This window comes from Cobetia amphilecti, assembly GCF_020217465.1.
GTDB lineage: Bacteria > Pseudomonadota > Gammaproteobacteria > Pseudomonadales > Halomonadaceae > Cobetia > Cobetia amphilecti.
Window position 1 is genome coordinate 3131260 of the sequence record NZ_CP084115.1, and the last position, 16402, is coordinate 3147661.

The following is a 16402-nucleotide window of genomic DNA, read 5'->3' on the forward strand; positions in this document are numbered from 1 at the left end:
GACAGTGAAGAAGGCTGAGGGTCATCACTCCTGCGCTGTCTGAGGCGCGGCCTCCCGGTAGGGCAGCATTGCCGTCACCTGCTGACGCGCCTTGCTGAGCCAACGTGCCTCCTCCTCGACCGCCTCTGCCACCGCCTCCTGAAGCCCGGGATGCATCAGCCAATGCAGCGACCCGGTGGCATACGCCGCGAAACCGCGACTGATCTTGTGCTCACCCTGGGTGCCGGGATCGAAGCGCTTGAGCCCTCGCTGCAGGCAGAATTCGAGCCCCTGGTAATAGCAGACCTCGAAGTGCAGACAGTCGGCATGGACTTCGCTGCCCCACCAACGACCATACAGGCAATCACTGCCGATCAGACACAAGGCTGCCGCCACCGGCGCGCCCTGCTCATCTCGCGCCTGCACCAGCAGCAATCGCTCGGGCATGCTGCGCCTGAGCTGCTGGAAGAAATCGAGCGGCAGATAAGGGCGCTGGCCGCGCTCGAGATAGGTCATGCAGTAGCAGCGGTAGAAGGCCTCGATATCGTCAGAGCCAATCTGCGCTCCCTCGAGCCTGGCCAGCGTGAAGCCTTGCTCGGCGACCTTGCGCCGCTCGCGCCGGATCTCCTTGCGCCGTTTGGAACGCAGACTCTCAAGCCAGGTGGCAAAGTCCGGCTCGCCGCGTGACTGCCAGTGATATTGCATCCCGGGACGCGAAATCAGCTCCGGAATCGCCGCCTGCCAGTCTTGCCGCTCCTCTGCCGAGACAAACAGCAGATGAAACCCGCTGTGCTCATAACGACGTAGCGCGCTACCCGGCTCAGCCGCGGGTGCGATGCCAGCCTTGAGATGCGGCCATAACCACTCAAGCAAGGCACGCCGGGCTGCGGGCGACGCCAACTGTGGCGAGGTGACAAGGCGTGGGCCATCGCTGGGAGTGAACGGCACGGCAGTCAACTGCTTGGGATAATAGCGCCCACCCGCCTGCTCCAGGGCCTCCGCCCACTGCTGGTCGAACACATATTCGCCACGCGAGTGCAGCTTGAGATAGCGCAGCAGCCCCGCCAGCAAGCGGCCGTCGGCGTCGCGCACTACCAGATGGGCAGGATGCCAACCACTGCCGGCGCTGGCCGCACCGCAGCTTTCCAGCGCGCTCAGATAGGCATGTTGCAGGAAGGGATAGTCATCGCCTGCCAGCGCATTCCATTCACTGGCGGTGAGGGCGTCGAGGGAATCCAGCACCTCCAGGCGCCAGCCCTGTTTCTCTGCGGTACCTGCGGCGCTCGCAGCCTGCTGCTGGCCTGTTGCCGACCCTGTCGCCGCCTGAGCCGCCGACCCTGTCGCAGCCTCATCCTCTGCCTGCCATTGCCCTGTCACCGTACTCTCCTCATAGTCTTGCCATGCCTACCACTGGTGCAGACATGCCGCACAACCCAGGACATGCTAGTGTGTCGTCATGATGCAGGACAACGAGACCCACATGACAGAGACTCCCACGCCGCCCGACGATACGTCCACGAGCGGCTCACAGCCCCAGGGGCGCGCTCAAGAGTCCTCGCAAGGGCCCTCTCAAGGGCCTTATGCGCCGACCCCGCCCGCGCAGGACACCCACGCCAGCACGAATCTCATGGCAGTGGCCGCCTTTGCCCTGAGCGTGCTCGGCTGCCTGCTCGCGCCTGCGGCACTCGGCGGCGTCGTGTGTGGCCACATTGCGCGCAGCCAGATCCGCCGCAGTGGCGAAGCCGGTGACAGCTGGGCCCTGGCCGGACTGATTCTCGGCTACCTGCTGATCGCCCTATCGCTGGCCGGCCTGCTGATGTTCGGCGGCATGATGCTGACCATGTTCGGCATAATGGCATTCAGCACCTGACCAGCGCCTGACCAGCGCCTAGGCACTCCGGCTTGAACGTGCAGCGCGCCTGCACGGATAATGCGTCGACATTGCTTCCCCGTGCCAGCGGGGCATGCCTGCCTCTCGCAGCGTCTGCCCTGCCAGCGATTCCGGTTCCCCCGAGCCGCCTTGATACTGAGCGAGCCTCGATGTTGTACTCGATTCTCGATAATGATTTCTACAAGTTCACCATGCAGAACGCCGTGGTGAAACTGTTTCCGTATGCGCGCGCTCGCTACGCCTTCATCAACCGTGGCGAGCATTCGTTCCCGCCGGGGTTCGGCGAGGCCTTGCGCATCGCGGTAGACAACATGGCCGAACTGGCATTGAGCGTGGAAGAGAAATCCTTCCTCGAGCTTCACTGCCCCTTCCTGGACCCGACCTACCGCGACTTCCTGGCGGGCTTCCGCTTCGATCCCTCCGAAATCACCATCACCCAGACCGGTGATGAGCTGGAGGTGCATATCGAAGGCTACTGGTATCGCACCATCCTGTGGGAAGTCCCGCTGATGGCGATGATCAGCGAGCTCTGGTATCAGCTGGGCGGAGATCAACGCGACAGCGATCAGGCCCTGCGCGACAGCACCCTGGCCAAGATCGAGCACTACAAGCGTCTCGGCATCCGCGTGGCGGAATTCGGCACTCGTCGTCGTCACTCCTACGATGTGCACGACAAGGTGGTCGCGGGTCTCAAGGACCACGGCCGCGGCTGCTTCATCGGCACCAGCAACGTGCACATGGCACAGCGCCACGGCATCAAGCCGATCGGCACGCACGCCCATGAGTGGTTCATGTTTCATGCCGCGCGCTTCGGCTTCAAGATGGCCAACATCCTGGCGCTGGAGAACTGGGTCAAGGTCTATCGCGGTGACCTGGGGATCGCCCTGTCTGACACCTTCACCAGCCAGGCCTTCTTCAAGAGCTTCGACAAGAAGTTCGCCAAGCTGTTTGACGGCGTGCGCCACGACAGTGGTGACCCCATCGACTTCGCCGAGACCACCATCCGTCACTATGAGTCACTGGGCATCGACCCCAAGACCAAGACCATCGTGTTCTCCGATGGTCTGGACACCGACAAGGTCGATCGCATCGTGCGCTATTGCGCCGGACGTATCGGCATGTCGTTCGGTATCGGCACCAACTTCACCAATGATGTCGGCCCGCAGCCGATGAACATGGTGATCAAGATGACCGAAGCCCGTCCCGAGGGCCAGGAGTGGGTGCCGGTGATCAAGCTGTCCGATGTCTCGAGCAAACACACCGGCGACCCCGACATGATTCGTCTGGCGCACCAGGTGCTGTCACTCAAGGAGCTGGATTGAAGCGCACGCTCAGCGATCGCTGAACGCCTTGCCATGGCCTCCTGCCAGAGACCTTGAAACAGGCTCATGAAATAGCTGCTAGAAAAAGTCCCATGAAAAAGCCCGCCCGGAAACTTCCCGGGCGGGCTTTTTCATGTCGATCACCTTCAGCACCGGTGACGACGGCTCAGGTCTTGCAGCTCAGGTCTTGACGACTCAGGTCTTGACGGACTTCTTCGGTGTCTTGAAGACCTCATTGAACAGGTTGAGCATGACCTGCCAGGAAGCCGAATCCGCGGCCGCGTCATAGCCCAGCGGCAGATCGTACTTGGCCGCCTTGGCATCCGATTCCGGATTGGTGAAGGCGTGCTTGGCACCCGGATACTGGATCAGCGTGGTGCGCGTCTCGAGTGACTGGAAGGTCGCGACCAGCTTGTCGAGATCCTCCTGCGCCACCAGCGTATCTGCCGCGCCATTCTGGATCACGACCCGGCCGGCAAACGGCTCGGGCTCCGTCACGGCAATCGACGGGCTGCCATGGAAGCTGACGACCGCCTTGAGCGGCGCTCCGGTCAGCGCCATGTTGAGCACCACGGCACCGCCGAAGCAGTAGCCGATCGCCGCCATGCGCTCGCCATCGACTTCCGGGCGTGAGCGCAGCACCGCCAGCGCCGAATTGAAGCTGGATTCCGCCTTCGGCCAGTCGCTCATCACCGCAGAGGAGAAGGCGCCGGCCTCCTTGGGATGCTCGGCCGTGCGCCCACCGCCATACATGTCGACGGCCATGACCACGTAGCCAAGCCCTGCCAATTGTTCGGCGCGCTTGCGGGCGTAGCTGTTCAAGCCCCACCACTCATGCACCAGCAGGATACCGGGTCGACGCCCCTGCGCCTTGGCATCGCGTGCGATCAGGCCTACGTGCTCCTCACCATTGGCCCTATAGGTCACCGTCTCCGTGACCACCTGCGGCCCCTCGAGACGATTGACCAGCGGTGCATCCTCGGCGGCCATGGCCTGTCCGGCGGAAAATACCGACTGTGCAAACAACAGGGTGCCAGCGCACCAGCCACGTAACATTCGCATCGCCTACTCCTTGTATGACGTGATCCACTTGCATGACGCGATCCACAACCCGAGACACCGGCTGCAGGTGTGCCCGATTGATCACCGGTATTGGCTCAATTGTCCTCGCTCAAGGACTGCGATGCCAGCACCACCCGATCGCGACCGCTGCGCTTGGCACTGTAGAGCGCCATATCGGCACGGTGCAGGTAGCCATCCCGGGTCTCCCCCGGCAGCGGTGTCGCCACTCCCATGCTGATGGTGCAGCGCAGTATCAGCGACTTGAAGCGCACCTCCAGCGCCGCGATCTGCTGTCGCAGGCGCTCGGCCATTCCGACACCGGTGGCGGTACCGGCATCGGTGAGCAGGACGGCAAACTCCTCGCCGCCCAGACGCGCAAAGCAGTCATCGCGCCGCAGCTGGGCACGACACGCCTCACCAAGACTGATCAGCACCTGATCGCCCGCCGCATGGCCGTGAGTGTCATTGACGCGCTTGAAGTGGTCGATATCAAACAGGATCAACGCCATCTGCTCCCGCGATGACGAGCTCAGCAGGGTGTCGAGCGTGTCGAGGAAGCTGGCCCGGGTCATGGCGCCGGTCATGGCGTCCGTCATCGCTTCATGCTCGCGACGCTGCTCGACCAGCTTGCGCTCATGAATGTTGCGCGACACCGACAGCACGCGCTGATAACGCCCGGTGGCGGGGTCCATCGAGGGCGTCGAGATCGACTCGAACCACAGCGTATGCCCAGCCTTGTGTTGAATCCTGAAGTCGACTCGAAACACTTCGCCGAGACAGGCGGCACGATGGACCTCCTGCGCGATGCGCAGCATGTCATCGGGATGGATCAGCTGCTTGATCTCCTGGCCGATGATCTCCTGCGGGCGATAACCGCAGAGCTTTTCCACCGAGGGGCTGATGTACTGACAGATGCCGTGGGAGTCCTCGATGCTGACCAGATCGCTGACGGAGTTGAGGATGAAGCGATAGCGCTCCTCGCTCTGGCGCAGCTCATCCTCGATACGGTATCGAGCGGTGGCATCGTCACAATAGCCATGCCAGATCACGCCGCCCTCGGGGGAGTCGATCACCTGCGGCAGCCCGACACACGCCAGCCTGCGCTCCTGACCATCCGGATGCTGATAGCGTATCTCCGCCTCCCAGGGCGATTGCTGCCGGGCACTGGTCTGCAGTGACATGAGCAGCTGCTCACGCTCGCGACCCGCGATGCGCGCCAGCAGCAGCATGGGGTCGTCGATGACGGCCTGCGGGTCGAGCCCCAGCACTTGCGAGGCAACTGGCGAAAGGTAGGTATAACGCAGCTCACCCTCCCGACTCAGGCGACACTGGAAGACGACGCCGCGCATCTGCTGGACAAGGTTGTCCAATTGGCGCCGATGCGCTTCGCACTGGGTGACATCACTGAGCTTGCCGAGCACGGCGGTGACCTCTCCCACAGGCGAGTAACTCAGCTGCATGTCATCCTGGAGATAGCGCTTGCGCCCATCCACATGCACGAAGGCGTAACACAGACTCAGACGACTATGGCGCTCCCGCACGGCCTCATCAAAGCGCTGCTGACAGATGGTCAGCTCATCCGGCGCCAATCGGGCCTGCCAGAGACCCGGGCTGGCCATCAGCAGGTCATGTGAAAGCCCGGTGAGCGCCTCGCTGCCTGCCGACAGATACTCCAATTCCTCTGGCGGCCATTCACCAGCGGTCGCGTAGTGCGCGCCGGGTGTCTCATCCACCCGCCGCGCCAGACGTTGCTGTTGATCGATCACATGCTCGAGACGTTGATGTACCTGGGTGATGTCGCGCGCCATCACGGCCACCTGACGCCCCTCGTCGGCGAGTGAGCGTCCCAGACTGACCATCTGCACGGATAACCTGGATTCCCCCCGCGGCAGCGACAGGCTGATATCGCATTGCCAGGGTTCGGCTCTCTCCAGGCTACGCAGGACATGAGGGAGGTAGAGGTGCTCAAGCGAGAGGCGGGAATGCGCACAGGCCGCATCGTGATAGAGATGCCAGGCCGGGTTGGCATGACTGATCACCAGGCTCTCATCCTTGAGCAGCAGGATCGCCATCGGGTCACGGCTGCGCACCATCATCAGACGATAGGCACGCGCCAGCTGCTGCTCCTGCTCATTGGCCTTGTCACGCTGCGTGATATCCGTCACTCGTCCACACAGCGGATGCCCCACACCGGAACTCCACAGACATTCCTCGAGCAACAACATCTGCCCGCTGCGGTCGCGCATGCGATACGTCGTGCGCTCGACCCGCCCCATCGAGGCGCGAAAGTCACTCAACCGCTGCCGGTCGGCGGTGATCACCAGCGAAAGCCAGAGCTCCGGCTGCTTGAGAAAATCCCGCACCGTATATCCCAGCAGGTGTTCCGCCGCTGCATTCATGGCAATCAGGCGCTGACCATCAGCACTGAGCGTGAACAACACATCTGCCACGACAGCATAATGATGCTGCAGCAAACGACTATCCGCGAATGATTCAGGCAACGTGAAACCCCTTCTCTGTCATGCGGTTTGCTCAAGAATGCCCTATCCATGGCGCTGGCAGCCAGCAGTACCCCCAACGCTTGGTTGCGCGAAGATCCGGGCAGATGACGGCATATGAACGATGGCGACCTTTGCCTTTGCGTCTGACTATCTCCCTTATCGGCAGCGCTGGCGCAATTGTTGTGGGCGAATATCACGCAAGCGGCACCGAAGGGAAAACCTCATGGATGCAAAAAGCCCGAAGCATAAGCTTCGGGCTTTTTTGAGAGCTCACCTTGAACAGAGCTGGCCTTGAACAGAGCTGACTTGATCAGAGCTGGCCTGGAAAGATCTAGCCTTGCGCGGAACGCGGCATGGCATCGTCGATGAGCGCGGAGGACGGGGCATCAGGTGCGCCGCTGCGGCCGTCGTTGCCCTCGCCAGCCGGCTGGGCGGTAGCGCGCGGGGCCTTGCGCTTGTGACGCCGCGACTGCCTGCTGTCCTTGTCCTGCTGGGCGGAAGGCGCCTTGACCGGCAGGCGCGCCCGCAGGTGCTCGAGCAACGCGCGAAAATCATCCGGCTCCATGCCGATGCGCTCCGCTGCGACACTTTCCTGCCATAGCACATAGATCGCCGGCTGCTCACGCCCCAGGTCCATACCCACGACCTTGCCCTCGCGCTGAGTACGCGGGTCGCGCAAGGTAGCACCGATCAATTCATGAGCTTCGCGGATGGCATCGTGCATCTGAGACAGCCTGCTGTGGAAGTCGAGATAACTGCCGGAGAGTGTGCGGCAGTGTGGCAATACCTTCCCTGAATTGCGCACAACAATGGATCACTCGCAGGCCATAGGGCCGCCTGCATGATTTGACGTTGTCATGACCTGGCTCACTGATAGACGCAAGGCCAACAGGTGCGAAGTGTAACACACCGCCACAGTTTCGCTAATTTCACTCGACCGTGAATTACGATGACGACATGTTGACCACCTTTCTCGACGTATCAGTGCACGTTTCACACCACCTGACCCGACTCTGTCGCGATCGTGCTCAGAAAAGTTGCCATAAGGTCACGCCATTGACGCAAGACAACGACACTTTGCGCCTTGGAGCACCTCCCGCACTTTCGTGGTGCGCAAAAAAAACCTCTCCCATTGGGAGAGGTTCAAAAATGGATGACGCGATGTCATTCCGAGCAGCATCGAAGCCGGTCTTGGCGCCAACCCTGACCGACCACCGATTCAAAGGGGACGAATGGCATTGCCTTGTCCGTGGAGCCTGAGCGCGACGCGAGAATCCTCGGGCCACTCGTCCTCACCTGTTGGGAGCCTGCCCTCCTGTCTTGCCAACAGACTGACAGGCCCCCGAATTCTTGCTGTCCCGCGCGGCCTTTTGGGTTGATCGATGAGGGATCAAAGGCCGCGCGGGACTCACCAAGTGCTTACTTGGCGGCTTGCATTGCCAACGCAGTGTCGAGCATACGGTTGGAGAAGCCCCACTCGTTGTCGTACCACGCCATGACCTTGACCAGGCGATCTTCGCTGACGCGAGTGTGATTGCTGTCGAAGGTGGAAGAGTGTGCATCGTGGTTGAAGTCGATGGACACCAGCGGCAGCTCGTTGACGGCCAGCACGCTGGAGCCTTCGGCGGCCTTGGCCACGATGGCGTTGATCTCTTCGATGGAGGTATCACGCGACGCGGTGAAGGTCAGATCGACCAGCGACACGTTGATGACCGGCACGCGGATCGCCAGACCATCCAGCTTGCCGTTCAGTTCCGGCAGCACCAGACCCACTGCCGCGGCGGCACCGGTCTTGGTCGGGATCATGGAATGGGTCGCGCTGCGGGCACGGTACGGGTCGGAGTGGTAGACATCCGACAGGTTCTGATCGTTGGTGTAGGCGTGAATGGTGGTCATCAGGCCGTTCTCGATGCCGACTTCATCATTCAGCGCCTTGGCGACCGGCGCCAGGCAGTTGGTGGTGCATGACGCGTTGGAAACGACCTGATGCTCGGCCTTCAGCACATCTTCGTTGACGCCGAACACGACAGTTGCATCGGCATCGCCGCTCGGCGCGGAGATCAGCACACGCTTGGCGCCGGCTTCGATGTGCTTGGCAGCGGCAGCACGCTTGGTGAACAGACCGGTGCATTCCATCACCAGGTCGATGTCCAGGCTGGACCACGGCAGCTGGGCCGGGTCACGCTCGGCCAGGATGCGGATCTTGTCGTCACCGACGAACAGATTCTCTTCGTCGTGCGAGACAGTCTCGGCGAAACGGCCGTGGACGGTATCGCGGCTCAGCAGGTGAGCATTGAGCTTCGGATCACCCAGATCATTGATAGCGACGACCTGGATACGATCGTTGTACTGACCTTCATACAGCGCACGCAGCACGTTGCGACCGATGCGACCAAAACCATTGATGGCGACGCGTAATGTCATGATTCAACTCCTGTGGCGTATGGCGGGTGCAGGACCAGACCTGATCCAGGAACGAAAGCCTGCAATGCGTTCCGTGAAATTATCCTACACGCTTTTCCCATAATTTGGCCGAAAGTCGTCCAGTCTTCAAGCAGTTTTTTTGTTAAATTTACCGAATATTCCGAACAAAACCGTTTCTCGAGCGCCATGACGCGCTACTGTAGGCTACCCCGGCAACCGAACGACGCGACACGAGTGAGGCCAGAGGCTTTACACCGCCATCACCACTGGATAGCGTCGCCGGATAGCAGCACGCCCACACAGCGGGAAACGCTTTCTTTCGCCAGCCTCGGCGCCCTGCGCCGCCTGATACATGAGGTAAGAGCATGTCAGTCAACCAGACCGTAGAGCACGTGACCCAGCGCATCATCGACCGCTCCCGCGAACGCCGCGCCGCCTATGAGCAGTTGATGGAAAGCCAGCAGCGCCGCGGTGTACACCGCTCCGAGCTCTCCTGTGGCAACCTGGCGCACGGCTTTGCCGCCTGTGGCGAGACCGACAAGAATCGTCTCAAGCTGATGAACTCGGCCAACCTGGGCATTATTTCGTCATATAACGACATGTTGTCCGCCCACCAACCGTTCGAGGACTACCCGCGCATCATCAAGGAAGCTGTCCAGGCGATGGGCTCCACCGCCCAGTTCGCCGGCGGCGTGCCCGCGATGTGCGATGGCGTGACCCAGGGTCAACCGGGCATGGAGCTGTCGCTGTTCTCCCGCGACCTGATCGCCATGGCCGCCGCTGTCGGCCTGTCGCACAACATGTTCGATGGCGCCCTGTTCCTCGGCGTGTGCGACAAGATCGTCCCGGGCCTGTTCATCGCCGCCGCACGCTTCGGCCACCTGCCGACGCTGTTCGTGCCGGCCGGCCCGATGCCCTCCGGCCTGCCCAACAACGAGAAGGCGCGTGTCCGTCAGTTGTTCGCCGAAGGCAAGGTCGGCCGCGATGCGCTGCTGGAAGCCGAGTCCGCGTCCTACCACAGCCCGGGCACCTGCACCTTCTATGGCACCGCCAACTCCAACCAGCTGATGGTCGAGCTGATGGGCCTGCACCTGCCGGGCGCGTCCTTCGTCAATCCGGGCACCCCGCTGCGCGAAGCCCTGACGCGTCACGCCGCCGAGCAGACCATCCGCAACAGTGAAGTCGGCGGCGACTACCGTCCCTTCTATCGCCAGATCGATGCCCGCGCCATCGTCAATGCCATGGTCGGCCTGCTGGCTTCCGGCGGCTCCACCAACCACACCCTGCACCTGGTCGCGATGGCCGGCGCAGCGGGCGTGACCATCACCTGGGATGACTTCACCGAGCTTTCCGCGGTGGTGCCGAGCCTGACGCGCATCTACCCGAACGGCCAGGCCGACATCAATCACTTCCAGGCGGCCGGCGGCATGAGCTTCCTGATCCGTGAACTGCTCAAGGCGGGTCTGCTCCACGACATCCCCACCCAGGACGGCGGCACCCTGGCCGGCTATGTCCGCGAGCCCTTCCTCGAGAACGGCAAGCTGGTCTGGAAGGACGGCCCCACCGACAGCCTCGACGAGGATGTGCTGCGTCCGGTGGCCAACCCGTTCGCCCCGACAGGCGGCCTGACCGTGCTGGACGGCAACCTCGGCCGCGGCGTGATCAAGGTCTCTGCCGTCAAGGAAGAGCATCGTCTCGTCGAAGCGCCGGTGAAGCTGTTCAGCGACCAGGATGAGATGAAGGCCGCCTTCGAAGCCGGTGAGCTGGAGCAGGACATGGTCGCCGTGGTGCGCTACCAGGGCCCGCGTGCCAACGGCATGCCGGAACTGCACAAGCTGACGCCCTACCTCGGCATCCTGCAGGACCGCGGCTTCAAGGTCGCACTGGTGACGGATGGCCGCATGTCTGGCGCCTCGGGCAAGGTCCCGGCCGCCATTCACATGACGCCGGAAGCGCTCGACGGCGGCCCGCTGGCACGCCTGCGCGAAGGTGACGTGGTCCGCCTGGATGCCAATGCCGGCACCCTCACAGCGCTGGTCGATGAAGCCGAATGGGCCGAGCGCGAGGCCGAGACCATCACTCGCGACAGCTATCATCACGGCCTGGGCCGCGAGCTGTTCTCCGGCATGCGTTCACTGGTCGGCGGTGCCGAGGAAGGCGCCTCCAGCTTTGCTGGCTACGGCGACCTGCCGGGCAGCGGCCACGACCTGATGTGATGGGCGCACCCTGTCACTCTCCTGAGGCACTGACGCAAAGGAAGGATGCCGGACGATGACCCGCGACACCTCCCATCGCCTTGCTCTGGTAGGCGATATCGGTGGCACCAATGCCCGGCTGGCACTCGTCCAGCCGGGCAGCCACACCCTGCAGCACATCCAGACGCTCGCCTGCGCCGAGCATGCCGGGCTTGAGGAGGCCATCCAGGCCTACTATCGGATGCTGGGCCTGTCAGAGGCCGAGCAACCCGTCGAGGCCTGCCTGGCCTTCGCCTGCCCCGTGCATGATGAACGCGTCAGCATGACCAACAATCACTGGACGTTTCTCAAGCGCGAGGTGCGCGAATCATTGAGGCTTGAGCGCTTCAAGTGCCTGAATGATTTCACCGCCATGGCGCTGGGCGTGCCCCACATCGAGGCCAGCGAACGTCTGGCCATCGGTGAGGAGCTCACCGAAGGTAGTGGCGATGCGGCCTCGCCACGCCTGGTGATCGGCCCCGGCACCGGCCTGGGTGTCGCGGGTCTGGTGCGCGGCACGCACAACTGGATTCCTCTCGCGACCGAAGGGGGGCATGCAAGCTTCGCCCCCACCGACGAGATCGAGGATGGCCTGCTCGGCATCTTCCGCCGTCGCCATGGTCGCGTCTCGGTGGAGCGCCTGCTGTGTGGCCAGGGCATGCTCGAGATCTATCAGGCCCTGGGCGAGCTTCGCGGCCTGCCGACTCCCCTCGACAGTGCGGCCAGCGTCAGCCAGGCAGCGCATGAGCACCTGCATCACGATGAACCGCAGAATGCCCTCGCCTTTGATGCCGTGATGCGCTTCATGAAGATTCTTGGCGCGGTCGCCGGCGATGCAGCACTCACGCTGGGGGCGCGCGGCGGGGTCTATCTGTGTGGTGGCGTGCTGCCGCGCAACCTGGATCTGCTGATACGCAGCGATTTCCGCCACGCCTTCACCGACAAGAATCGTCTGAGCCGTTACAATGCCGCGATACCCACCTGGGTGGTGACCGCGCCGTGGACCGGCCTGCTGGGCGCCGCCGAGGCTCTGCACAATGAAGAGGTGGCATGATGCATCGCAACCTCCTGAACCATCGAGGTAGCTCGAGATGATCCCCGAAAGTCTGCGCGCACTGATCGCCGACACCGCTGGCCAACGCACTGTCGAATGGCAGGGCCGCTCGCTGTTGATCCTCAACCAGGAGTGGGGCGAGCTGGTGGTCTGCCACCAGGGGGCTCAGGTGCTGCACTATCAGCCGACGGGCGACTCTCCCTGGCTGTGGGTGACGGAAACGCCCGCCGCCCTGCCGGGCAGCATTCGCGGCGGCATTCCGCTGTGCTGGCCCTGGTTCGCGGATGAGTTCCCCGAGGGCGAAAGCGAACTGCACGGCCCCGCTCGCAAGGCCGACTGGCGCATCGATGCGGTGGACGAGGAAGAGGAAGGCGTCGAGATCCATGCCTCACCGGTCTCAGCGCTGCATGCCGCCCTCTCTCCGCGCGTGGTGATCTTTGCCAGCCGCCGCTTCCTCAAGGTCGAGCTGATCACGGAAAACCGTGGCGAGGCTCCGATCAAGATGACCGGCGCGCTGCATACCTACTTCGCAGTGGCGAATGCCTTCGAGTGTCGCGTCACTGGTCTGGCCGGCGCCAGCTACCTGGACAAGAGCCAGGACTTCTCGCGCTTCGACCAGCAGGGCGAACTGGGCGTGCGCGGCCCGCTGGACCGCATCTACCAGACCAGCCAGGTTCAGGTGCTCGAGGACGGCAAGCGTCAGCTGCGCATCGCCAAGCAGGGCTCTGACTCCACGGTGGTCTGGCATCCCGGTGACGCGCCGCCGGCCGACACCAGCGTCGAGAATGCGCGCAGCTTCCTGTGTGTCGAGACCGCCTGCACGCGACTCGATCCGGTCTGGCTGCCGCCGGGCGCTCAGCATCTGCTGGCTCAGCACATCTCACCGCTGAGCGGTGATGAGGCAAGCGGCGAGTGAATGACAGCCGGCCACGCGACTCACGGCGTGGCCGGCACCTTGCGCACCTTGTCGGCCAACCGAGAGCTCTCGGCGCCTGAATCGTGTCATCCACACGACTCCCGACTGACAGTGACTTTCGCCTCGCCTGCAAGCGTGCGTCGGGCCGCCACAGAATGCGACCCGCCCCGATGAACTTCAACAACCCATACGATGGACACTTCCATGCTGCAATTGACCCGTAGTGTTTCCTGGCAGGCGCTGACCCGGCTGGGCGAGGTGACCCGCAACGACCGCATCCGCGATTACTTCGCGGCGGATCCCAAGCGCTTCGAGAAGATGAGCCTGCGCGTCGGCGGCCTGTTTCTCGACTACTCCAAGCACCACATCTCCGATGAGGTGATGGAGGCGCTGGTCGAACTGGCTGAGCACTCTGCACTCGTTCAACGTCGCGCGCAGATGTTCTCCGGCGACATCATCAACGTCACCGAGAATCGCCCGGTGCTGCACACCGCACTGCGCAGCCAGACCAACACGCCGGTCATCGTCGATGGCAAGGACGTGATGCCGGAAATCCACAAGACGCGCGAGCAGATCCGCGCCTTCTCGGAAGCCGTGCGCAGCGGTGAGTGGAAAGGCTTCGACGGCCAGCGGATTCGCGACGTGGTCAACATCGGCATCGGCGGCTCCGATCTGGGCCCCAACATGGCCTGCCGTGCGTTGCTCAAGCATCGCCACCCGGAAATCAATTTCCACTTCGTCTCCAACGTCGATGGCAACCACATCCAGAAGGTGCTCAAGCGCCTGGATCCTGCCACCACGCTGTTCATCGTCTCCACCAAGACCTTCTCCACCCAGGAAACCCTGCTCAACGCCAAGACGGCGCGCCGCTGGTTCCTGGAGCACGCCGGTCAGGATGCCGACGTCGGTGCCCACTTCGTCGCGGCTTCCACCAACCGCAAGGCGGCCAAGGAATTCGGCATTCGCGAAGAGAACGTCTTCGAATTCTGGGCCTGGGTTGGCGGTCGCTACTCCATGTGGTCTTCCATCGGCCTGCCCATCGCCCTGTCCATCGGCTATGAAGGCTTCATGGAGCTGCTGGAAGGCGCCCATGAGATGGACCAGCACTTCATCAATGCGCCGATGGCCGAGAACATGCCGGTCCTGATGGCGCTGATCGGCATCTGGTACATCAACTTCATGGGCGCCGAGACCCAAGCCATCGTGCCTTACGACCAGGCCCTGCATCAGCTGCCCGCCTTCCTGCAGCAGCTGGACATGGAATCCAACGGCAAGTCAGTCGACATCTTCGGCCGTCCGGTGGACTACAAGACCGGCCCGATCGTGTGGGGCGAGACCGGCTCCAACGGCCAGCATGCCTTCTTCCAGCTGCTGCACCAGGGCACGCGCTACGTGCCCATCGACTTCATCGCCTCGCTGAAGCCGGAGCCGGGTACCGAAGAGCACCACTTCGCGCTGATCACCAACATGCTGGCGCAGGCCAACGCCTTCATGGAAGGCAGCCAGGATGGCAGCAACCTCGATCCGCACTACAATTGCCCGGGCAACCGCCCGTCGAGCACCCTGCTGCTGGATGAGATGACCCCGCGCAACCTCGGCGCACTGATCGCCCTCTACGAGCACAAGGTCTTCGTGCAGGGCGTGATCTGGAACATCAACTCCTTCGACCAGTGGGGCGTGCAGCTCGGCAAGCGCATCGCCGGGGAAATCAGCGCGCGTATCGATACCGACGTGAAGGCCTTCGATCCGTCCACCCAGGGCCTGCTGGCGCTGGTCCGCGAGCACTTCCCTGCCGGTGGCGCCACCCAGGCGGATGACAGCAACGACAAGCCGGGCAAGAAAGCCAAAGGCTCCACGACGACCACTCGCAAGGAAACCTCCTCCTGATGACTCCGGTAATCGCGTTCGGCGAAGCGCTCGTCGACATGCTCTCCAACAAGCTCGGCGGCCAGGCCGTCGAGCAGGAAACCTTCACGCCCTACGCGGGCGGCGCACCGGCCAACGTCGCGGTGGCCTGTGCCCGTCTCGGCCTGCCGAGTCACTTCGTCGGCATGCTGGGTCAGGACAGCTTCGGTGACTTCCTGCACGACGAACTGAGCGCTCATGGCGTGCAGATGGATCACGTCAAGCGCACCAGCCATGCGCGCACCGCACTCGCCTTCGTGTCTCGCGATGAAGAGGGTGAACGCCGCTTCGACTTCTATCGTCCGCCGGCCGCTGACCTGCTGTTCCGTCCGGAGCACGCCGGGCCTGAGCTGTTCGCGACCCCCGCCATCTTCCACCTGTGCAGCAACAGCCTGACCGACGCCGGCATCGCGGACACCAGCTTCGTGCTGGCGTCACGCGCACGTGCTGCAGGCTCTCTGGTCAGCGTGGATGCCAATCTGCGTCACAACCTGTGGCCAAACCAGCAGGTCGATGTGACCCTGGTCACGCGCCTGCTGGACAACGCCGATATCCTCAAGCTGTCCCAGGAAGAGGTCGAGGCACTGACCGGCAGTCAGCCGCAGACCGACTGGCTCGAAGCGCGCCTGAAAGCCGGTGTGCGCCTGATCGTGCTCACCGATGGCCCGGGCGTGATCCGTGCCCTGGTGCGCAAGCAGAGCGGCGACATCGAGACCGTCAGCATCACGCCGCCCACCGTCAAGGCGGTCGATACCACGGCCGGTGGCGACGCCTTCATCGGCGGCTTCCTGTCAGCCCTCAGCGAAGCCGGCATCAATGCCGACAACCTGAGCGACTGGTGCGAAGACGAGAGTCATCTCAACGCCGCACTGGAGCGTGCTGCAGCCTGCGGTGCCTTCGCCGTGACTCGCCCGGGCGCCTATGCCGCACTGCCCAAGCGTGAAGATCTCGACGCCATGAAATGATGGCCGGATAATTGCGCTGACAGGTTATCCGCCAGCGCCATCATTTCCCTGAGAGGCGCATGATAAAAGCCCCTTTGATCATCAGATCAAAGGGGCTTTTTTCGTGACCATGACGCTAATGCTTGCGCATTGGCTACCCTCCCTTCATC

At 63.0% G+C, this 16402-nt stretch carries 12 protein-coding genes; 7 read left to right on the plus strand and 5 right to left on the minus strand.

The genetic code is table 11. The features are described 5' to 3' along the window. Positions 1-24 precede the first annotated feature (24 nt). Positions 25-1356, minus strand: a complete 1332-nt coding sequence (locus LCW13_RS13185) for a GNAT family N-acetyltransferase (RefSeq protein ID WP_225347125.1) — start codon at positions 1354-1356, stop codon at positions 25-27. 103 nt (positions 1357-1459) lie between these two features. Here LCW13_RS13185 and LCW13_RS13190 point away from each other — a divergent pair, with 103 nt between their 5' ends. Together LCW13_RS13190 and pncB are read left to right on the plus strand one after the other, a co-directional pair. Continuing rightward, positions 1460-1849 carry a DUF4190 domain-containing protein gene (locus tag LCW13_RS13190; RefSeq protein WP_225347126.1) on the plus strand — a complete coding sequence of 130 codons (390 nt, stop codon included), beginning with the start codon at positions 1460-1462 and terminating at the stop codon, positions 1847-1849. A 170-nt stretch (positions 1850-2019) separates the two neighbouring features. Then, positions 2020-3192, plus strand: a complete 1173-nt coding sequence (gene pncB, locus LCW13_RS13195; RefSeq protein ID WP_043331412.1) for a nicotinate phosphoribosyltransferase — start codon at positions 2020-2022, stop codon at positions 3190-3192. 195 nt (positions 3193-3387) lie between these two features. Here pncB and LCW13_RS13200 read toward each other — a convergent pair whose 3' ends face one another. The 4 genes from LCW13_RS13200 to gap all read right to left on the minus strand — a co-directional run bounded on the left by LCW13_RS13200 (position 3388) and on the right by gap (position 9179). Continuing rightward, entirely contained in the window at positions 3388-4254 is an 867-nt protein-coding gene (locus LCW13_RS13200) for a dienelactone hydrolase family protein (protein ID WP_225347127.1), read from the minus strand. A gap of 95 nt (positions 4255-4349) precedes the next feature. Further along, a complete protein-coding gene (locus LCW13_RS13205; RefSeq protein WP_225347128.1) occupies positions 4350-6755 on the minus strand; it encodes a sensor domain-containing diguanylate cyclase in 2406 nt (801 codons plus the stop codon). A 331-nt stretch (positions 6756-7086) separates the two neighbouring features. Next, positions 7087-7479, minus strand: a complete 393-nt coding sequence (locus LCW13_RS13210; RefSeq protein ID WP_225347129.1) for a hypothetical protein — start codon at positions 7477-7479, stop codon at positions 7087-7089. A gap of 695 nt (positions 7480-8174) precedes the next feature. Continuing rightward, the gene (gene gap, locus LCW13_RS13215) at positions 8175-9179 is read right to left on the minus strand and encodes a type I glyceraldehyde-3-phosphate dehydrogenase (RefSeq protein ID WP_043331416.1); all 1005 of its coding nucleotides are present in this window, start codon (positions 9177-9179) and stop codon (positions 8175-8177) included. A 365-nt stretch (positions 9180-9544) separates the two neighbouring features. Between gap and edd the strand changes: the two genes are divergently transcribed. The 5 genes from edd to LCW13_RS13240 all read left to right on the plus strand — a co-directional run bounded on the left by edd (position 9545) and on the right by LCW13_RS13240 (position 16253). Beyond that, entirely contained in the window at positions 9545-11395 is a 1851-nt protein-coding gene (gene edd, locus LCW13_RS13220) for a phosphogluconate dehydratase (protein WP_054555569.1), read from the plus strand. Positions 11396-11450: 55 nt separating this feature from the next. Beyond that, complete coding sequence (glk, locus tag LCW13_RS13225; RefSeq protein WP_153636384.1) at positions 11451-12467, plus strand: glucokinase; 1017 nt, start codon at positions 11451-11453, stop codon at positions 12465-12467. A gap of 37 nt (positions 12468-12504) precedes the next feature. Then, positions 12505-13383: a D-hexose-6-phosphate mutarotase gene (locus LCW13_RS13230; RefSeq protein WP_153636385.1), complete on the plus strand. Its 879-nt coding sequence runs from the start codon at positions 12505-12507 to the stop codon at positions 13381-13383. 204 nt (positions 13384-13587) lie between these two features. Next, the gene (gene pgi, locus LCW13_RS13235; protein WP_054555572.1) at positions 13588-15270 is read left to right on the plus strand and encodes a glucose-6-phosphate isomerase; all 1683 of its coding nucleotides are present in this window, start codon (positions 13588-13590) and stop codon (positions 15268-15270) included. Next, positions 15270-16253: a carbohydrate kinase family protein gene (locus LCW13_RS13240; RefSeq protein WP_054555573.1), complete on the plus strand. Its 984-nt coding sequence runs from the start codon at positions 15270-15272 to the stop codon at positions 16251-16253. Before pgi ends, LCW13_RS13240 begins: the two co-directional genes overlap by 1 nt. The last annotated feature ends 149 nt before the right edge of the window (positions 16254-16402 follow it).

What these genes read in the sequence shown, in the direction of transcription:
- LCW13_RS13190 (WP_225347126.1), top strand. Translation starts at nt 1,460, where the DNA reads ATGACAGAGACTCCCACGCCGCCCGACGATACGTCCACGAGCGGCTCA.
- pncB (WP_043331412.1), top strand. Translation starts at nt 2,020, where the DNA reads ATGTTGTACTCGATTCTCGATAATGATTTCTACAAGTTCACCATGCAG.
- LCW13_RS13200 (WP_225347127.1), bottom strand. Translation starts at nt 4,254, where the DNA reads ATGCGAATGTTACGTGGCTGGTGCGCTGGCACCCTGTTGTTTGCACAG.
- LCW13_RS13210 (WP_225347129.1), bottom strand. Translation starts at nt 7,479, where the DNA reads ATGCACGATGCCATCCGCGAAGCTCATGAATTGATCGGTGCTACCTTG.
- gap (WP_043331416.1), bottom strand. Translation starts at nt 9,179, where the DNA reads ATGACATTACGCGTCGCCATCAATGGTTTTGGTCGCATCGGTCGCAAC.
- edd (WP_054555569.1), top strand. Translation starts at nt 9,545, where the DNA reads ATGTCAGTCAACCAGACCGTAGAGCACGTGACCCAGCGCATCATCGAC.
- glk (WP_153636384.1), top strand. Translation starts at nt 11,451, where the DNA reads ATGACCCGCGACACCTCCCATCGCCTTGCTCTGGTAGGCGATATCGGT.
- LCW13_RS13230 (WP_153636385.1), top strand. Translation starts at nt 12,505, where the DNA reads ATGATCCCCGAAAGTCTGCGCGCACTGATCGCCGACACCGCTGGCCAA.
- pgi (WP_054555572.1), top strand. Translation starts at nt 13,588, where the DNA reads ATGCTGCAATTGACCCGTAGTGTTTCCTGGCAGGCGCTGACCCGGCTG.
- LCW13_RS13240 (WP_054555573.1), top strand. Translation starts at nt 15,270, where the DNA reads ATGACTCCGGTAATCGCGTTCGGCGAAGCGCTCGTCGACATGCTCTCC.